Source organism: Marinirhabdus gelatinilytica (assembly GCF_003353425.1).
GTDB classification, from domain to species: domain Bacteria; phylum Bacteroidota; class Bacteroidia; order Flavobacteriales; family Flavobacteriaceae; genus Marinirhabdus; species Marinirhabdus gelatinilytica.
Genome location: NZ_QRAO01000006.1, coordinates 13400 through 29335 on the forward strand (window position 1 = coordinate 13400; position 15936 = coordinate 29335).

The following is a 15936-nucleotide window of genomic DNA, read 5'->3' on the forward strand; positions in this document are numbered from 1 at the left end:
GGTGGTTTTTAGTTGGTAGAGGTTGGTGTCTCAATTATTTTTATTTTTTAAATGTTTCATCAATGCCGCTAGCATTTTATTAATTTCAACTAAAATTCTTCTGTTTTCTTCACTTTCTTCAAAAGTAATATAACCTCTTAGAAAAGCTTTTGTTGTTGCCGCAACACTTTCTCGAGAACTATCTCTGGCAATTCTGAGATAATTCAAGAAACTTGCATCTGAACTTCCTGAACCTTCGGCTATATTAAAGGCGATTGAATCTGCTGCTCTTGCAAACTGAGAAGAAAGTCTGTAATCTTCAATTTTAGGGAATTTTGAAACCTGAGTATGAACTACCTCTCCAAACTCTATCGCTCTTTGATATACTGTAAGTTCTTCAAATTTAAAATGGTATTCACTTTTCATAATTTCTACCCTCTAAAAACTACCCTCTACTCTCTATTTGAACCTTTTCAACGTTTCTTTTGTAAATTCACTCAACACCAATCTTCCCGAAATAACCGCTCGTTCGGCAAGCAATTCATCCCAGTTTTCAGTGCCTGCCCACATAATTTTTTTCATCTCTTTCATTGCTTCAGGATTGTAGTTGCAAAGGTTTTCGGCAAAAGCTTGTACGGCTTCATCGAGTGCTTCGGTACTTTCGTGTACACTGGCATACAATCCTTTTTGTCTTGCCCATTCAGCATCGTAAAAACTATTGGCATCTATGGCTATCTGGCTCATACCGCTCAATCCTAATTTGCGCTCCACTGCCGGACCTACTACAAAAGGGCCAATTCCTATATTCAGCTCGCTCAATTTGATGCTTGCAAACTTGGTCGCCATACAATAATCTGTCGCACTGGCAACACCTACGCCGCCACCTACTGTTTTTCCTTGAACACGACCAATGATAAATTTTGGACATTTTCGCATTGCATTTATCACATTTGCGAAGCCACTAAAAAACACCTTTCCTGTTCCAGCATCATTTATATTGATGAGTTCCTTAAAACTGGCGCCGGCACAGAACGTTCTATCGCCACCGCTTTTTAAGATAATCACTTTTACTTCCTCGCTATTACCTGCCTCAGTAATGGTCTTAGCAAGTTTTGCTAATATATCTCCTGGCAAGCTGTTGTGCGCCGGGTGGAAAAATTCTATGGTTGAGATTCCGTTTATTATTTCTTCTTTTACGTAGGGTGCTGTCATATTTTTCAATTATCGTTTAAATTAGGTCTCGACTGCGCTCGACCAGACATTGTGATTGGGTTATATTAAGTTAAACTGCTCAAAGTGGTGGTTTAAGTGTTTCCGTTCTAATAGATACGATTCGTATTTGTTTAGCTCTCCAAAGACCAGATTCTTTAAAACCGCATCGGGATTTTCTTCAAAAAACTGTAAATACCTGTAGCGCTGTTCTAAAAACTTCTGTTTTGCGGTTTCTAAATCCGGATGCTTTAATGGTGCTAACGTGTCTTTTTCCAACTGCGGAAATTGTGAGTTCTGTGGAAATCTCTCGTAGTTATATAAACTGTCGCGAACTTTATCCAAATACTTTTCCGGCGTGGCAATTTCAAAATCCTGAATCTCGCCAGCGGTTATTCTATACGTATATTCCAAATGTTCCAGCATATGCTGTGGAGTCATTATCCCCCACTTGGGCTTTGTGTCTTCTGAAAGTTTATTGAGACAAGATTTAATCTTTTCCGTGGTCATTTCAGTAAAGACTTCTTGTTTCTTTTCAACCATTGTTAAAATAGTTGCGATACACACTAATGGGTCTTCTTTTTCCGCTCCTTCTGGTAAAATAGCGTTGGCAGCATCTACGTTGGCATCAAAAATTTCAACATACCATTTTACAATGCCGCTGGGATGCTCTTTTCCGCGGCTATCTCTGTCTACTTTTTGTTTGCACGTTAAACGTACGTACAAAGTGTCGTTGTGATAAATTGGACGTAAAAACCTAATTTCTTCCAATCCATAATTAGCCGCCACAGGGCCTTTGTTAGGATACACAAATAATCCGGCAGCCATTGAAATGATAAAATAGCCATGGGCGGTTCGTTTTTCAAAAATACTTCCGTCCAGACTCGTGATGTCGGTATGTGCATAAAAGTGGTCCCACGTTAAATTTCCGAAGTTCACAATATCGGTATCTGTAATCGTTCGGTTATGGGTTTTAATAGACATTCCCGGTTTGATGTCTTCCCAATGGTATGCAAATGGGTGTTTTGGCGATTCTTTATAATTGGCTTTAGCTTGATAAATTCCTGTAACCTCCGTCAATGTTGTTGGGCTTCCCTGGATGGCACAACGTTGCAAATAATGCTTTATGCCTCGCATTCCTCCCATTTCCTCGCCACCTCCAGCACGTCCCGGACCACCGTGAATTAATCCGGGTAAAGGCGAACCGTGCCCTGTACTTTGTTTGGCAGATTCTCGGTTCAATATTAAAATACGTCCGTGATGTGTGGCCGCATTTACAGCATACTCCCTGGCTATCTTATCGTCATTTGTCACGATTGAGCTTACCAACGAACCTTTCCCCATCTTTGCTAATTTAATAGCATCTTCCAGCGTATCATAGGGCATAATTGTACTCACAGGACCAAAGGCTTCGGTCACGTGGGCATTTTCGTTTTGCAACGGATTGTCTTCTCTTAGCAAAATAGGTTTTATAAATGCACCTTTTTCAGCATCGGCTCCTAATGCTTCAAAATCATTAGTATTTCCGTAGACAATTTTAGCAGTTTCTGAAATTTTAGCAACTTGCTCCCGCACGCTGTCTCTTTGGGCATTGCTCACGAGACTTCCCATTCGTACTTCTTTGAGTCGTGGGTCGCCAATGGTCACTTTGTCCAACTGATTGGCAAGCGCGATCTGTACATCTTCCACTAAATCTTGTGGAACGATGATACGACGGATAGCCGTACATTTTTGACCACATTTGGTCGTCATTTCATTGCGGACTTCCTTGATAAACAAATCAAATTCCGGAGTTCCAGGTACAGCATCTTTTCCTAAAATAGCAGCATTTAAACTATCGGCTTCCATCGTGAATGGCACCGATTCTGCTGTTAACTGGGGGTGTGTTTTTAATTGGCGACCAATCTTTGCGGAACCTGTAAATGTAACCACGTCCTGAGAGCCAACGGTATCTAGAATATTTTTAGCCGTCCCTGAAATAAGCTGCAGAGCGCCTTCCGGTAAAATTCCTGATGCGATGATTTCTCTTACAACGGCTTCGGTCAAATAAGCTGTTTGTGGTGCAGGCAAAACCACGGCCGGCATTCCTGCCATCCAATTTACCGCACACTTTTCCAGCATTCCCCAAACTGGGAAATTAAAAGCGTTGATGTGTACCGCCACCCCTTCGCGAGGCACCATAATGTGATGTGCCATAAATCGGCCACCACGAGACAAATCGATAGGATCACCTTCAACGTGATACGTTTGGTTGGGAAATAATTTACGCAATGAAGCATTGGCAAACAAGTTTCCAAATCCACCCTCAATGTCTACCCAACTATCGCGTTTTGTGGCGCCTGTTCGGTAACTGATTTCGTAAAATTGTTGTTTTCTTTTGGTCAAGTACAAAGCAAGGCTCTTCAACATATTTCCACGTTGCTGGAAGGTCATTTTTCGCAACGTGTCGCCATTGTCACGACCATATTGTAAAATGGATGGGATGTCCAAGCCTTCTACAGTGGTACTAGTAAAATGTTCGCCCGTAATGGAATCGTACACAGGAGCACCTTCGCCCTGCCCAGATTGCCATTGCCCGTGTATGTAGTGTTGTGTTTTTTGCATTCTTCTGAATTATAAATTCACATTTTCAATTATTGCTGCATAGCCTTGTCCCACGCCAATGCACATTGTAACCAATGCGTATCGTTTTCCGGTTTCTTGTAATTCCAAAGCTGCAGAATATGCTATTCGCGTTCCTGTTACCCCTAGCGGATGACCAATAGCGATAGAACCACCATTCGGGTTTATCCTAGGGTCATCATCTTCTAATCCCCATTCTCTAATACAGGCCAAAGCTTGTGATGCAAAGGCTTCATTAAGTTCTATGATGTCTATATCCTCCATGGTCAAGCCTGCTTTTTTCAGTGCTTTGTTTGACGCTTCTACAGGACCAATCCCCATAATTCTTGGCTCCACACCCACTACTGCTGAAGATACTATCCTTGCCAAGGGTTTTAAGTTATACTTCTTTACGGCATCTTCGGAAGCAATAATCGTAGCAGCGGCACCATCATTCAATCCCGATGCATTTCCTGCTGTAACACTTCCGCCCTCTTTTTTAAAGGCTGGACGTAGTTTTGCCAAGATTTCTTTTGTGGTCGTGGGTTTTATAAACTCGTCTTCCTTAAAGATAATTGGGTCTTTTTTTCGCTGCGGAATTTCAACCGGAACGATTTCTTTTGCCAATCGGCCGCTCTTTTGAGCTTCGGTAGCTTTCATCTGGCTATGGTAGGCAAATGCATCTTGGTCTTCTCTTGAAATATTGTGCTTTTCAACTAAATTTTCAGCAGTGACGCCCATTCCGTCAGTTCCGTATAGTTCTTGCATCTTGGGATTAATAAAGCGCCAACCAAAAGACGAATCGTACATTTTACTATCGTTTCCGAAGGGAGAGGCACTTTTAGAAATCACCCAAGGCCCGCGTGTCATATTCTCCACACCGCCTGAAATAAATACATCGCCATCGCCAGCCTTAATCGCACGATTGGCGTGGATAATTGCCGAAAGTCCGCTACTGCACAATCTGTTTACCGTTTCTCCAGGCACCGTGTATGGCAATCCTGCCAAAAGCAAACTCATACGAGCTACGTTTCGGTTATCTTCTCCGGCTTGGTTGGCACAGCCCATAATCACATCATCGTAAGCTTCCTGCGGGATGTTGGGGTTTCTTTTTACTAGTTCCTTCATTACAAGGGCACCTAAGTCGTCCGTTCGCACAGCGCCTAGTGTTCCTTTATAATTTCCTATGGGCGTTCGTACGCCGTCTATGATATATGCTTCCATAAAATGAAATCGAAACCGAAATCGAAGTTGAAATCGAAACAACCTTTATTTAGGTTTCATTTTTTTAATTTAATATTCACTTTGAATATAGAATGATTAATTTTGAACACCGAATATCGAGATATCACTTCATTATTCTTTATTCTTCGGTTCTATATTCGTTATCTTTAATTTTCCCAATCTTTATTCGTTCTGTACACTACGCCTTTAAAAAGCGCTACTAATTCGTTCTCTCTTTTTACTTCTACTATATTGAAACCTACTTTGGTCTTTTGCAGATTTACGGTAGCTTCGGCTGTAATGTAATCTCCCTCTTCGAGTGCTTCTATATGATTAATACTAGTTTCTATTGATACCGCATATTTACCGTGGGTATTTGCGGTAAACCCAAAAGCAGTATCCGCGAGACTATAGCTTATCCCGCCGTGCGCTTTATCCATACTATTGAGCATTTCCTTGCGGATGGTCATTCCCACTTTCACTCTACCCACTTCACATTCTAGAATTTCAATTCCTAGCCACTGACTATAGGCATCTTGGGATAACATTTTATGTGGGATTTTTTCTCCTTTCATATTTTAGCTGTGAGCCGTGAGCTTTGTGCTTTGAGCAATTAGTCATTTAAGTTTTCTTCTTAATCCCGAAATCATTTTTCCGAGTTCAGTGAGCAACATTCTGTTTTCTTCAAAAGTTTCTTTTGAAATATAATTTCTTAAAAATGCTTTAGAATTCCAAGTTACACACTCGTGACTTGAATCCCAAGCCATTTTAAGATATCGATTAAAATTAGCATCTGTACTTCCAGAACCTTCAGAAATATTTGCAGCAATCGAATCTGCAGCCCTTGAAAACTGAGATGACAATCGATACATCTCTTTCTTTGGAAATGTGTCAACTAATTTGTTAACTTTTTCTCCGAAGAGAATTGCTTTTTGGTAGACTTGTAAATTTTCAAAACTGAAATGATATTCACTTTCAAACATAGCTTTTATTTGTGGTTTACACTCATAGCTCACAGCCCAAACCTCATACCCTTATTTTTCATCCTTCTCAACAACGGACTACAGCGATATCTATCTTCGTGATACATTTCGTATAATTTATCCATTTGCTCAACACACCAATCAATGCCTTTTTCGTCTGCCCAAGCAAGTAATCCTTTTGGATAATTTACGCCTTTAGTCATTGCATTATCGATGTCCTTTGCGCTTGCGATATTTAAAAATAGTGCATCTGCAGCTTCGTTTATGAGCATTACTAGAATACGGTTGAAAATATATTGTGCATTCCTCTCACTCGTGCCTCGTTCATCGGATGCAAGTCGACTGCGCTCAGGTTGACGTTGCTGCATTTTTCCATCTTCATAGTTGTAATACCCTCGTCCAGATTTTCTTCCCAAATAACCTGCTTCGGCGAAGCGTTTTTGAGTAAAGGCGGGTTTATATCTAGGGTCGTAGTAGAAGGCTTTAAAAACGGTTTCGGTCACTATGTAGTTTACATCGTTTCCTATAAAATCCATTAATTCAAAAGGTCCCATTCTAAATCCACCTACGCTTTTCATCGCGTGGTCTATTTCAAAAAAACTCGCAATTCCCTCTTCGTAAATTCTAAGCGCCTCGCCATAAAACGGTCTGGCTACACGGTTCACAATAAACCCAGGAGTATCTTTTGCAATGGCTACCACTTTGCCCCAATTGCCTATGGTTTCTTCCGAAATTTTAAGCGTTTCTTCACTGGTCTGTATCGCGGGAATTACCTCTACCAATTTCATCAACGGTGCCGGATTGAAAAAGTGAATCCCCACACAACGCTCTGGCTTTTCCAAAGAGGAAGCGATGGAAGCGATGGATAGAGAAGAAGTATTTGAAGCGATGATACATTCTTCTGAAACATAACCTTCCAACTCCTGAAAGACTTTCTTTTTGATATCCAGATTCTCAACAATCGCCTCGATGGTCATATCGCTATCGCTTAATTCTTTTAGGGAATTGACGTAAGTGATATTGTCTTGAATACGATTTTTTTCTTCAGCATCAATGCGCCCTTTTTCAACCAACCGACTCATTATTTTTTCAAGACTTGCTTTTGCTTTGTCGAGCGCGGCTTGGTTTAAATCGAATAGCTTTACGGTACAACCTGCCGTGGATGCAACTTGTGCAATGCCGCTGCCCATTGTTCCTGCTCCTATAATGCCTACTCGGCAGATTGGCGATTGTGGATTGTCGATTTTTGATTGTTGAACTGTCATCTTTTAAGATTGGAGATTAACGATTGTGGATTGTGGGTTTTTGAACTATTTTATTAGTTTATTTGATGCTGTTTTAATACTCGCCACAAATATGGAAATTAATTGATTATTTTCATCTATCAACCTGTCCAACTCTTTTAGATTCAATATTAATTTTGCTCCTTTTTGAATTTTCATATTTACGTGAGACTCTCTTAATTCCTTTAAACTTATCTTCATTTTGTGAAGAAAATCTCGAGTCGACTCACCGCTTCGTGCTTCACCATAATTGAGCGCAACAGATGTAGTTGACCTTATTAGTTGCTTTGTTAAATGCTCAGCAGCAAAAGATTTGTCCATACTCTTGCAAAGCAGAATAATATCTACCGCAAATTGAATCAATCGTTCTTCTAACTGGTTTGGTTTCATATTTTTAAAGTTTTAATTCAAAAATCAGCAATCAAAAATCAGCAATCGTTAATCATTTTACCTCCCTTTAAAATTCGGTTTTCTCTTATTCACAAACGCATCTACTCCTTCAGCATAATCTTCACTTTGAGCGGCTTCTATTTGTAACTTTCCTTCTAAATCGAGTTGCTCTTTGAGCGAATTTGTCATTGATTCATTCAACAATCGCTTGGTCATCCCCAAAGCCTTGGTGGGCATTTGTGCTAGCGTTTCTGAAATCTTCGATATTTCCGAAGTAAAATCTTCTACCGAAGTTACCTTATAAATCATTCCCATTGTTTCTGCTTCTGTAGCAGAAACTTTATCGCCAAGCATCATTAAGGCACTAGCTTTTTGAAAGCCAATTAATCTAGGTAATGTGAACGTCCCACCACTGTCTGGTACCAAGCCAATCTTACTGAACGCCTGAATAAAACTCACTTTTTCGTGTGCAACAACAATGTCACAAGCTAGTGCGATGTTTGCTCCCGCTCCCGCAGCTACTCCATTGACTGCAGCAATGATTGGTTTTTCAATTTCTCTGATGCGCTCTATAATAGGGTTGTAATGCTCTTCGAGAATTTTCTTAAATCCAGGGTTTAATTCTGGCGAAGTGACTTCTTTTAAATCCTGACCCGCACAAAATGCTTTTCCGTTTCCAGTTAATAAGATAGCTCTTACGTTTTCATCTTTTTCGCAAGCATCTAGTTCATCCTGTAACAACAACGCCATCTCACGGTTAAAGCTATTGAAGACTTCGGGGCGGTTTAGGGTTAGGGTTGCAACTCCGTTATTAATTTTTTTTATAATTGGTTTCATATAAGTTTTGAATATCAAATATCGAACAGCAGAATAACGAATGATAAAGTTTTACTTCGGTGTTCGTGATTCATTATTCGATGTTCTGTGTTCACTTTTAGTCTATTTCAAACATTTAAAGTAATCAAAAGGTTCCTGGCAATCGTCGCATTTAAACAACGCTTTGCAGGCCGTGGAACCAAATTGGCTTACTAAATGCGTATTTGTACTCCCACAATTGGTACACTTTACTTTTTTTGCATTGCCAAGCAATACGTCTTTATCTGCACTTTCAGAAAGTGGCCGTGCGATACCGTAAGTTTCCATTTTTTGAAGTCCCGCTTCGCTTATCCAATCTGTACTCCAGGCTGGAGATAGCACTAGCTCTACCTCAACTTCTTTTCCTTCTTTTACAAAGGCTGCTCTAAGATCGTCGCCAATCACATCCATCGCCGGGCAGCCACTATATGTTGGCGTTAGTTTAACCTTTATCACTCCATCTTCCTCAATTGCCTCACGAATTACGCCTAAATCCAAAACCGTCAAAACCGGGATTTCGGGGTCACTTACTTGCTCCAGGATGGGGATTAGGTGCGGGGCGATATTTGCTGGTTTTGTTTCGGTCATTATAATTTGGGCTAAACACCCCTCCAAATCTCCCCTCAAGGGGAGACTAAAAAATTTAACTTCGATTTCAGTTTCCCACCTAGGCGGGAATTCACCATTCCATGTTGGGATAGGTGCGCTGCATATACTGAAGATCACTTAAAATGTAGCCCATATATTCGCTATGGGTTCCTTTTTTACCTCCACGAGTAAAATATTTCCGTTCGGGAACTTCAAGGTTAGCTTCTTTCAATAGGTCTGAAACTTCAGTATAGTATTGTTCTTTAAATTTTGAGGTATCTACCCCAACTCCTTCAGCTATCATTGCTTTGTCTGCTTCGGTTAAGTCAAAAAGCTCATCAGTATACGTCCATAAATCGTCAATGGCTTCTTGCATTTTCTGGTTGCTCTCTTCCGTCCCATCACCTAATCTCTTTACCCAATCGCCTGAAAATCGTTTGTGATAACTTACTTCCTTGATTCCTTTTTTTGCAATTGCGGCTAGTGTATCATCTTTGCTTTTTAACAGTTCGTTCATAAGCATTAAGTGAAACACATCGAACAAATACTGTCTTCCCATAACATAACCAAAGTGTGTATTGGGCTGTTCTACGAGCAATACATTTTTATAGTCACGTTCTAAACGTAGAAAAGCAATATCGTCTTCTGTTTTTCCCTCTCCCTGTATCTTTGCTGCGTATTGATAGTAACTTCGGGTTTGCCCAATTAAATCTAATGATATATTGGTGCCTGCAATATCGGTTTCCAAGGTAGGCCCATGGCCACAGAGTTCACCGAGACGTTGAGCGAGGATTAGGGAATTATCCGCGATGGAGAGGATGTAATTATATAGATTTTCGTTATTCATTTGTTTCTTTTTGAAGATGAAGTTGAAGACGAAGATGAAGTCGAATTAACCTCTTGATTTTCAAAGTAAATTTTTTAGTAATGTTACTATTATTCTTATTAATTCATCATTTTCCTTAATCAGCGGAAGCAATTCATTTTCAGAATATAATTTTGCTTTACGCTGAATATTTAAGTTGCGTAGACTTTCTCTTAATTCTTTTAAACATATTCTAAGCTTATTAGCTTTATCTTTTGTCGAACCTGCTCCCATCGCCTCTCAAAATTTAAAGCTGAAGAACAAACAGAACGAATTAATTGTTTTGCTAAATAATCTGAAGCAAAAGTCTTCGGTGATTTGTCATATACCAATATAACTGAAGCGGCATAATCTTCTAATCTAGAGTCCAAATCATATTTCTTACTCATAAATAAAATTTTCGAGATTATTCATTTTCGATTTCAACTTCGACTTCAACTTCAAGCGCAGCGCGCGCTACATATGCTTTACATCGTCTGGCAATTCATAAAATGTAGGATGACGATATATTTTATCTTGTGCAGGTTCAAATAGTTCGCCGTTATTTTCAGGATTGCTGGCGGTAATATGCTTACTTTCTACTACCCAAATACTTACACCTTCCATTCGGCGTGTATATACATCTCGGGCGTTCGCCAAGGCCATTTCAGCATCTGCAGCGTGCAGGCTACCAAAGTGCCTATGCTCTAATCCATTTTTACTTCTTACGAAGATTTCCCAAAGGGGCCAATTCTTACTCATATAGTAGATATTTGACTATGATACTTCGACTACGCTCAGCACAGCGCCACTGCGCTTAACGACTTACGACGTAAGCTTTTTTTATCCTACGTCTTATGTCGTATAGTCTTATGTCGATTAAATTGCTTTTTTTAAATTTTTCTTTTCTTGCTTCTCTGCATACGCCATGGCGGCATCTCTAACCCACGCTCCATTTTCCCAGGCATCTACTCTGGCTTTCATTCTCTTTTTGTTACACGGGCCGTGACCTTTAACCACTTGCCAGAATTCCTCCCAATCAATTTCACCAAAATCATAATGACCAGTCTCTTCGTTCCGCTTGAGGTCTGGGTCTGGGATGGTCAAGCCTAAGATATCTGCTTGTGGTACAGTTTGATCAATAAATTGCTGACGCAATTCATCGTTTGTTTTACGTTTTAGTTTCCACTTCATAGACTGTTCGGTATGTACGCTTTTATCGTCGGTTGGGCCTAACATCATTAAACTTGGCCACCACCATCTATTTAAAGCGTCTTGCGCCATCTCCTTTTGTTCTGGAGTTCCATTACAAAGTTTCAGCATAATCTCATACCCTTGGCGTTGGTGGAAACTTTCTTCCTTACACACACGCACCATTGCTCTCGCATAAGGTCCAAAAGAGGTATTACACAACGGTACTTGATTGATAATGGCTGCGCCATCTACTAACCAACCTATGGCACCCATATCAGCCCAGGTCACCGTGGGGTAATTAAAAATTGAGGAATACTTTGCTTTGCCTGAATGTAATTGTTCGTATAATTCGTCACGAGAAATACCTAAAGTCTCACAAGCTGAGTACAAGTACAATCCGTGTCCCGCTTCATCTTGCACCTTTGCCAACAAGGCAGCTTTCCTTCTCAGAGAGGGAGCTCGGGTAATCCAGTTCCCTTCTGGCAACATCCCGATGATTTCAGAATGTGCGTGCTGACTCATTTGCCGAATGTGGGTCTTGCGATACTTTTCTGGCATCCAGTCTTTAGGTTCAATTTTTTCGTCGCGCGCTATGCGGGCTTCAAAGATTTCTTCTAGACTTCGACTACGCTCAGACCGTGGGTTTTTAACATCTTTTTCCATAATTCTTTTTTATAAGATAGTGATTATACATCAAAATCTACTTTTACTTTATCTGTGGTTGGCACGGCTTGGCAACTCAACACTAACATTTGCGCCACTTCTTTATCGTCCAACGCATAATTTATCTTCATCTCTACATTGCCTTCTTTTACTTCACACTTACAGGTGCTGCACACTCCTCCTTTACAGGCGAAAGGCAAATCTGCTCCAGCACCCAGGGCCGCATCGAGAATGTTGTCATACTCTTTGGTCATTGTGAAGGTAAATTCCTTTCCGCCATCTACGATGATAACTTCAGTTCCTTCTACGTTTTGTTGTGCCAATCGTTCTTGTCGTGCAATATCTTCGTCAGAGAGTCCTGTGACAAACAGTTCAAAATGCACCAATTCTTTAGGCAATCCTGCTTCGATTAAATAATTAGAAACATATTGCACCATTTTTTCAGGGCCGCAGAGGAAGACTTCGCTTGTATCGGGAATATCGATAAATGTCTTTGTCAATACCTCCATTTTTTCGTCATCAAACCTACCGTTGAAGAGTTCGATATCCCTTTTTTCTTTAGTTAGGAAATAGTAGATTTCCAACCTTCCGAAATAGGTGTTGCGCAATTGCTCCAATTCCTCCTTAAAGATAATGGATTTTGCTGTTTTATTCACATAAAAGAGCTTACAAGTACTCTCTTTTTCAGCCGCTAGATGCGATTTGATCATTGACAGCACAGGGGTAATTCCGCTACCGGCGGCAAAAAAGAGATAGTTTTTCGCTTTATTTGGGCTACAGTCCACCCCAAACGTGCCACTGGGCGCCATTACTTCGAGGGTATCGCCAGCTTTCAATTCCTGGTTTACAAACGTTGAAAATGCACCTCCCAATATTTCTTTTACCGCAACTTTCCATATACCTTCCTGTGGCGCAGAGCACAAGCTGTAGGAACGACGGGTATCCTGCCCGTTAATATCGGCTTTCAAAGTTAAATGTTGCCCTTGACGAAACTTAAATTCATCAAAAATTTCAGAAGGAACATCAAAGGTAATCACGGAGCAGTCGTCCGTTTCCTTGTAAATGTCCTTAACCCTTATTTTATGGAATGTTGCCACAGTATATAAATTACAAAAATTGTTCCACAAAACTAACGATTGTTAGTTTGATTTGCAAATCTTTGATTGATACCGTTGAACGTTGTTAAATTAGCTAGCTGTTTTTCAGAAGTTCAGTATAGTTCTAGACCGCGCTCGAACAGAAACAACCCTTCAAACTATTCCTTTCAACATTACCGAAACCATATCCTTTTTCAAAACGTTCACATCCATTTTGCCACGTTTCTCGTTCCAGAGATACAGGTTTCGAAGGGTGGAGAGAATGGAGAATAATATAACTTCTGGATGATTTTGCTTTATAGCCCCTTCGGAAATTCCCTGTTGGATAATACTTCGGAAATTTTCTTCGTAATCTTCGCGCATTTTCACCACGCGTTTTAAATCTTCCCCTTCCAGATGCATCCAATCGTTGTTGAGGGTAGCAATGTTTTCGGAGAAGGAAACCGTAATATCAATATGGACTTCAATTATTTTTTGAATTTTTTCAACGGAAGCAATCTCTTCCGAAGTAATCTGTTGCATCGCATTCGTAAACGTTTCAGCTACTTCAAGAATGAGTGATGATAGGATTTCCTGCTTGCCTGAAATATGGTTGTACAAGCTTGCCGCTTTCATATCCATCGCCTTTGCAATATCGCGCATGGATACGGCACTGTAGCCCCTTTCGTTAAAGAGTGATGCGGCACGTGAGATAATTTCCTGTTTACGGGTAGGTTTCATTGGAAGGGTAAAGATAATTTTTGAAATCGAAATCCAAGCTGAAATCGAAATCGAATTTCTTACTTTTGAGCTATGATTGAAGAACGCATTGAAAGCAACGAGCTACTCGATAGACTGCCACCCCACTTAAAGCAGTACATAAAACCGCAAAATTACGGCCATTACACCGCTATCGATCAGGCGGTTTGGCGTTATGTAATGCGAAAAAACGTGAACTACCTGAGCAAAGTGGCGCACGAGAGCTATGTGGAGGGACTGCAAAAAACTGGAATTTCAATCAATGAGATTCCGTCTATGTATGGGATGAACCGTATCCTGAAGGAAATAGGCTGGGCCGCAGTTGCGGTAGATGGATTTATACCGCCCAATGCGTTTATGGAATTTCAAGCGTATAAAGTGCTCGTAATTGCAAGCGACATCCGCCAGCTGGAAAATATAGAATATACCCCAGCCCCGGACATCATCCACGAAGGAGCCGGGCACGCGCCTATTATCGCAAGTCCAGATTATGCCGAATATCTACGCCGTTTTGGGGAAATTGGAGCAAAAGCCATCTCTTCGGCTCACGATATGGAACTGTACGAGGCCGTGAGGACTTTAAGTATTTTAAAAGAGGTCCCCCTCCCAGCCTCCCCCAAGGGAGGAGGGGTAAATTTCTCTTTGAAAAACCATTTGGATAAAATTGAAGCTGCCGAAACACAAGTAGAAGAACTGCAAAACAAAAAAGTTAAGCCTTCTGAAATTGCACTAATCCGTAACTTACATTGGTGGACCGTGGAGTATGGTCTGGTGGGAACGGTTTCAAATCCCAAGATTTATGGAGCTGGATTGCTATCGTCCATTGGGGAAAGTGAATGGTGCATGAAGGACGAAGTGAAAAAAATTCCGTATTCGATTGATGCGGCTTATAAGGATTTTGACATCACGAAACCACAGCCCCAACTGTATGTAACGCCAGATTTTGCTTATTTACAGCAAGTACTGGAAGAATTTGCAAACACAATGGCAGTGCGCAAAGGTGGTTGGCGTGGGCTAAACAAACTCATTGAAAGCAAACAACTGGGGACTATTGAAATCTCTACGGGATTACAGATTTCGGGGAACTTCACCCGAATGATCCAAAATGAAGACAACGAAGTAGTTTGGTTTGAAACCGAAGGCCAGACTGCACTCGCCTATCGTGAGACCGAAGTAATTGGTCACGGTGTTTCCCGTCACAAAAAAGGCTTTAGGAGTCCGTTGGGGAAGTTGAAGGGTATCAACCTTGCTATTGAAAATATGGGACCCCGTGACCTTGCCGCCTATAATTTTTACGATGGAAAACCAATTGAATTTGAGTTTGAGAGCGGTATCCACGTAAAGGGGATGAATGTGACCGGAATGCGAAATTTGAAAGGTGAGTTGATGTTAATACAGTTTACAGATTGTACGGTTACTTATAAAGAAGAAGTATTGTTCACGCCAGAGGACGGCGATTTTGATATGGCCGTAGGAAAAGAGATTGTTTCAGCATTTGCTGGCGCGGCAGATTTTTTAAGTTTCGACTTGGTGGAGCACGAGTTGAGTACGTTGGGAGATGTGGCTGAAATGACAGAAGAGGAAAAGGAATTGAATTTTCTTTATGCTGAAGTAAGAAAAACCAGGGCCAAACACCTCCCTAGCCCCCCTCAAGAGGGGAATTTCAGAACTGACCCTGAGATTAAAAACCAACTAATAGTAATTTTTAATACCGTTAGCAAGAAATTCCCCAATGATTGGCTGTTGCCACTTGAGATTTTTGAACTGACAGCTAGTGAAAAAGTTTTCGACTACTTACAGCAGCTGAAAACTCGACGGCCCAAAATAGCACATCTTATAGATGGAGGTTTGGCGCTACTTGACAAACAAAATATTGTTTAAAAAAATACCCCAGCGCGGGCAATAACTATGGGACTTTTAAATTTTTTATTCGGAAATAAAACAAAAAAAATCCAAGATTTTAAAAATCGTGATGCCGTGATCTTGGATGTGCGCAGCAAAGCAGAATATGACAGCGGCGCCATACCTGGCTCCAAACACATACCGTTGCAACAAGTGGCAAGTAAAGTTGCTACCATAAAAAAATGGAACAAGCCTGTTATTACCTGTTGTGCCAGTGGCGTGCGAAGTGGGAGCGCTGCGGCAATCTTAAAAAGCAATGGGGTTGAGGCCATGAACGGCGGTGGATGGCAATCGTTGTACAGAAAATTAGATTGACAGAAAAATAGCACTCCCCTGTAGATCAACACATTACATTGTTTTAGTAATTTTAACTACTAACTAAAACA

General features: G+C 40.7%; 19 protein-coding genes. 2 read left to right on the forward strand and 17 right to left on the reverse strand.

All coding sequences use genetic code 11. The features are described from left to right. Positions 1 to 30 precede the first annotated feature (30 nt). The 17 genes from C8D94_RS13640 to C8D94_RS13715 all read right to left on the reverse strand — a co-directional run bounded on the left by C8D94_RS13640 (position 31) and on the right by C8D94_RS13715 (position 13630). Positions 31 to 405, reverse strand: a complete 375-nt coding sequence (locus C8D94_RS13640; protein WP_115124525.1) for a four helix bundle protein — start codon at positions 403 to 405, stop codon at positions 31 to 33. Between the two features lie 33 nt (positions 406 to 438). Continuing rightward, positions 439 to 1191, reverse strand: coding sequence for an enoyl-CoA hydratase/isomerase family protein (locus C8D94_RS13645; protein WP_115124526.1), 753 nt, complete (start codon positions 1189 to 1191; stop codon positions 439 to 441). A 60-nt stretch (positions 1192 to 1251) separates the two neighbouring features. Then, positions 1252 to 3792 (reverse strand): phenylacetic acid degradation bifunctional protein PaaZ, encoded by a 2541-nt coding sequence (gene paaZ / locus C8D94_RS13650; RefSeq protein WP_115124527.1) that lies wholly within the window; start codon positions 3790 to 3792, stop codon positions 1252 to 1254. Positions 3793 to 3801: 9 nt separating this feature from the next. Then, positions 3802 to 5013, reverse strand: coding sequence for a 3-oxoadipyl-CoA thiolase (gene pcaF, locus C8D94_RS13655; protein ID WP_115124528.1), 1212 nt, complete (start codon positions 5011 to 5013; stop codon positions 3802 to 3804). A 167-nt stretch (positions 5014 to 5180) separates the two neighbouring features. Continuing rightward, positions 5181 to 5588, reverse strand: coding sequence for a PaaI family thioesterase (locus tag C8D94_RS13660; RefSeq protein ID WP_115124529.1), 408 nt, complete (start codon positions 5586 to 5588; stop codon positions 5181 to 5183). A 42-nt stretch (positions 5589 to 5630) separates the two neighbouring features. Next, a complete protein-coding gene (locus C8D94_RS13665; protein ID WP_115124530.1) occupies positions 5631 to 5996 on the reverse strand; it encodes a four helix bundle protein in 366 nt (121 codons plus the stop codon). A 29-nt stretch (positions 5997 to 6025) separates the two neighbouring features. Next, entirely contained in the window at positions 6026 to 7261 is a 1236-nt protein-coding gene (locus tag C8D94_RS13670; protein WP_115124531.1) for a 3-hydroxyacyl-CoA dehydrogenase NAD-binding domain-containing protein, read from the reverse strand. A 45-nt stretch (positions 7262 to 7306) separates the two neighbouring features. Next, entirely contained in the window at positions 7307 to 7669 is a 363-nt protein-coding gene (locus C8D94_RS13675; RefSeq protein ID WP_115124532.1) for a four helix bundle protein, read from the reverse strand. A 57-nt stretch (positions 7670 to 7726) separates the two neighbouring features. Next, positions 7727 to 8506 carry an enoyl-CoA hydratase-related protein gene (locus C8D94_RS13680; protein ID WP_115124533.1) on the reverse strand — a complete coding sequence of 260 codons (780 nt, stop codon included), beginning with the start codon at positions 8504 to 8506 and terminating at the stop codon, positions 7727 to 7729. Between the two features lie 102 nt (positions 8507 to 8608). Beyond that, the gene (gene paaD, locus C8D94_RS13685) at positions 8609 to 9112 is read right to left on the reverse strand and encodes a 1,2-phenylacetyl-CoA epoxidase subunit PaaD (protein WP_115124534.1); all 504 of its coding nucleotides are present in this window, start codon (positions 9110 to 9112) and stop codon (positions 8609 to 8611) included. Positions 9113 to 9203: 91 nt separating this feature from the next. After that, positions 9204 to 9959, reverse strand: a complete 756-nt coding sequence (gene paaC / locus C8D94_RS13690; RefSeq protein ID WP_115124535.1) for a 1,2-phenylacetyl-CoA epoxidase subunit PaaC — start codon at positions 9957 to 9959, stop codon at positions 9204 to 9206. A gap of 60 nt (positions 9960 to 10019) precedes the next feature. Continuing rightward, the gene (locus C8D94_RS15485; protein WP_245946339.1) at positions 10020 to 10211 is read right to left on the reverse strand and encodes a four helix bundle protein; all 192 of its coding nucleotides are present in this window, start codon (positions 10209 to 10211) and stop codon (positions 10020 to 10022) included. Further along, positions 10160 to 10366 carry a hypothetical protein gene (locus C8D94_RS15490; protein ID WP_245946343.1) on the reverse strand — a complete coding sequence of 69 codons (207 nt, stop codon included), beginning with the start codon at positions 10364 to 10366 and terminating at the stop codon, positions 10160 to 10162. The genes C8D94_RS15485 and C8D94_RS15490 overlap by 52 nt, the downstream gene beginning before the upstream one ends. A 67-nt stretch (positions 10367 to 10433) precedes the next feature. Then, positions 10434 to 10718 (reverse strand): 1,2-phenylacetyl-CoA epoxidase subunit PaaB, encoded by a 285-nt coding sequence (gene paaB / locus C8D94_RS13700; RefSeq protein ID WP_115124536.1) that lies wholly within the window; start codon positions 10716 to 10718, stop codon positions 10434 to 10436. A 117-nt stretch (positions 10719 to 10835) separates the two neighbouring features. Next, on the reverse strand, positions 10836 to 11813 hold the full coding sequence (gene paaA, locus C8D94_RS13705; protein ID WP_115124537.1) for a 1,2-phenylacetyl-CoA epoxidase subunit PaaA: 978 nt from the start codon (positions 11811 to 11813) through the stop codon (positions 10836 to 10838). Between the two features lie 23 nt (positions 11814 to 11836). After that, entirely contained in the window at positions 11837 to 12910 is a 1074-nt protein-coding gene (locus C8D94_RS13710; protein WP_115124538.1) for a 2Fe-2S iron-sulfur cluster-binding protein, read from the reverse strand. Positions 12911 to 13063: 153 nt separating this feature from the next. After that, a complete protein-coding gene (locus C8D94_RS13715) occupies positions 13064 to 13630 on the reverse strand; it encodes a TetR/AcrR family transcriptional regulator (RefSeq protein WP_115124539.1) in 567 nt (188 codons plus the stop codon). Between the two features lie 72 nt (positions 13631 to 13702). On the opposite strand from C8D94_RS13715, the gene C8D94_RS13720 reads away from it, so the two are divergent. Continuing rightward, a complete protein-coding gene (locus tag C8D94_RS13720) occupies positions 13703 to 15529 on the forward strand; it encodes an aromatic amino acid hydroxylase (protein WP_245946341.1) in 1827 nt (608 codons plus the stop codon). 27 nt (positions 15530 to 15556) lie between these two features. Continuing rightward, positions 15557 to 15865, forward strand: a complete 309-nt coding sequence (locus tag C8D94_RS13725; RefSeq protein WP_115124540.1) for a rhodanese-like domain-containing protein — start codon at positions 15557 to 15559, stop codon at positions 15863 to 15865. Positions 15866 to 15936: the final 71 nt, after the last annotated feature.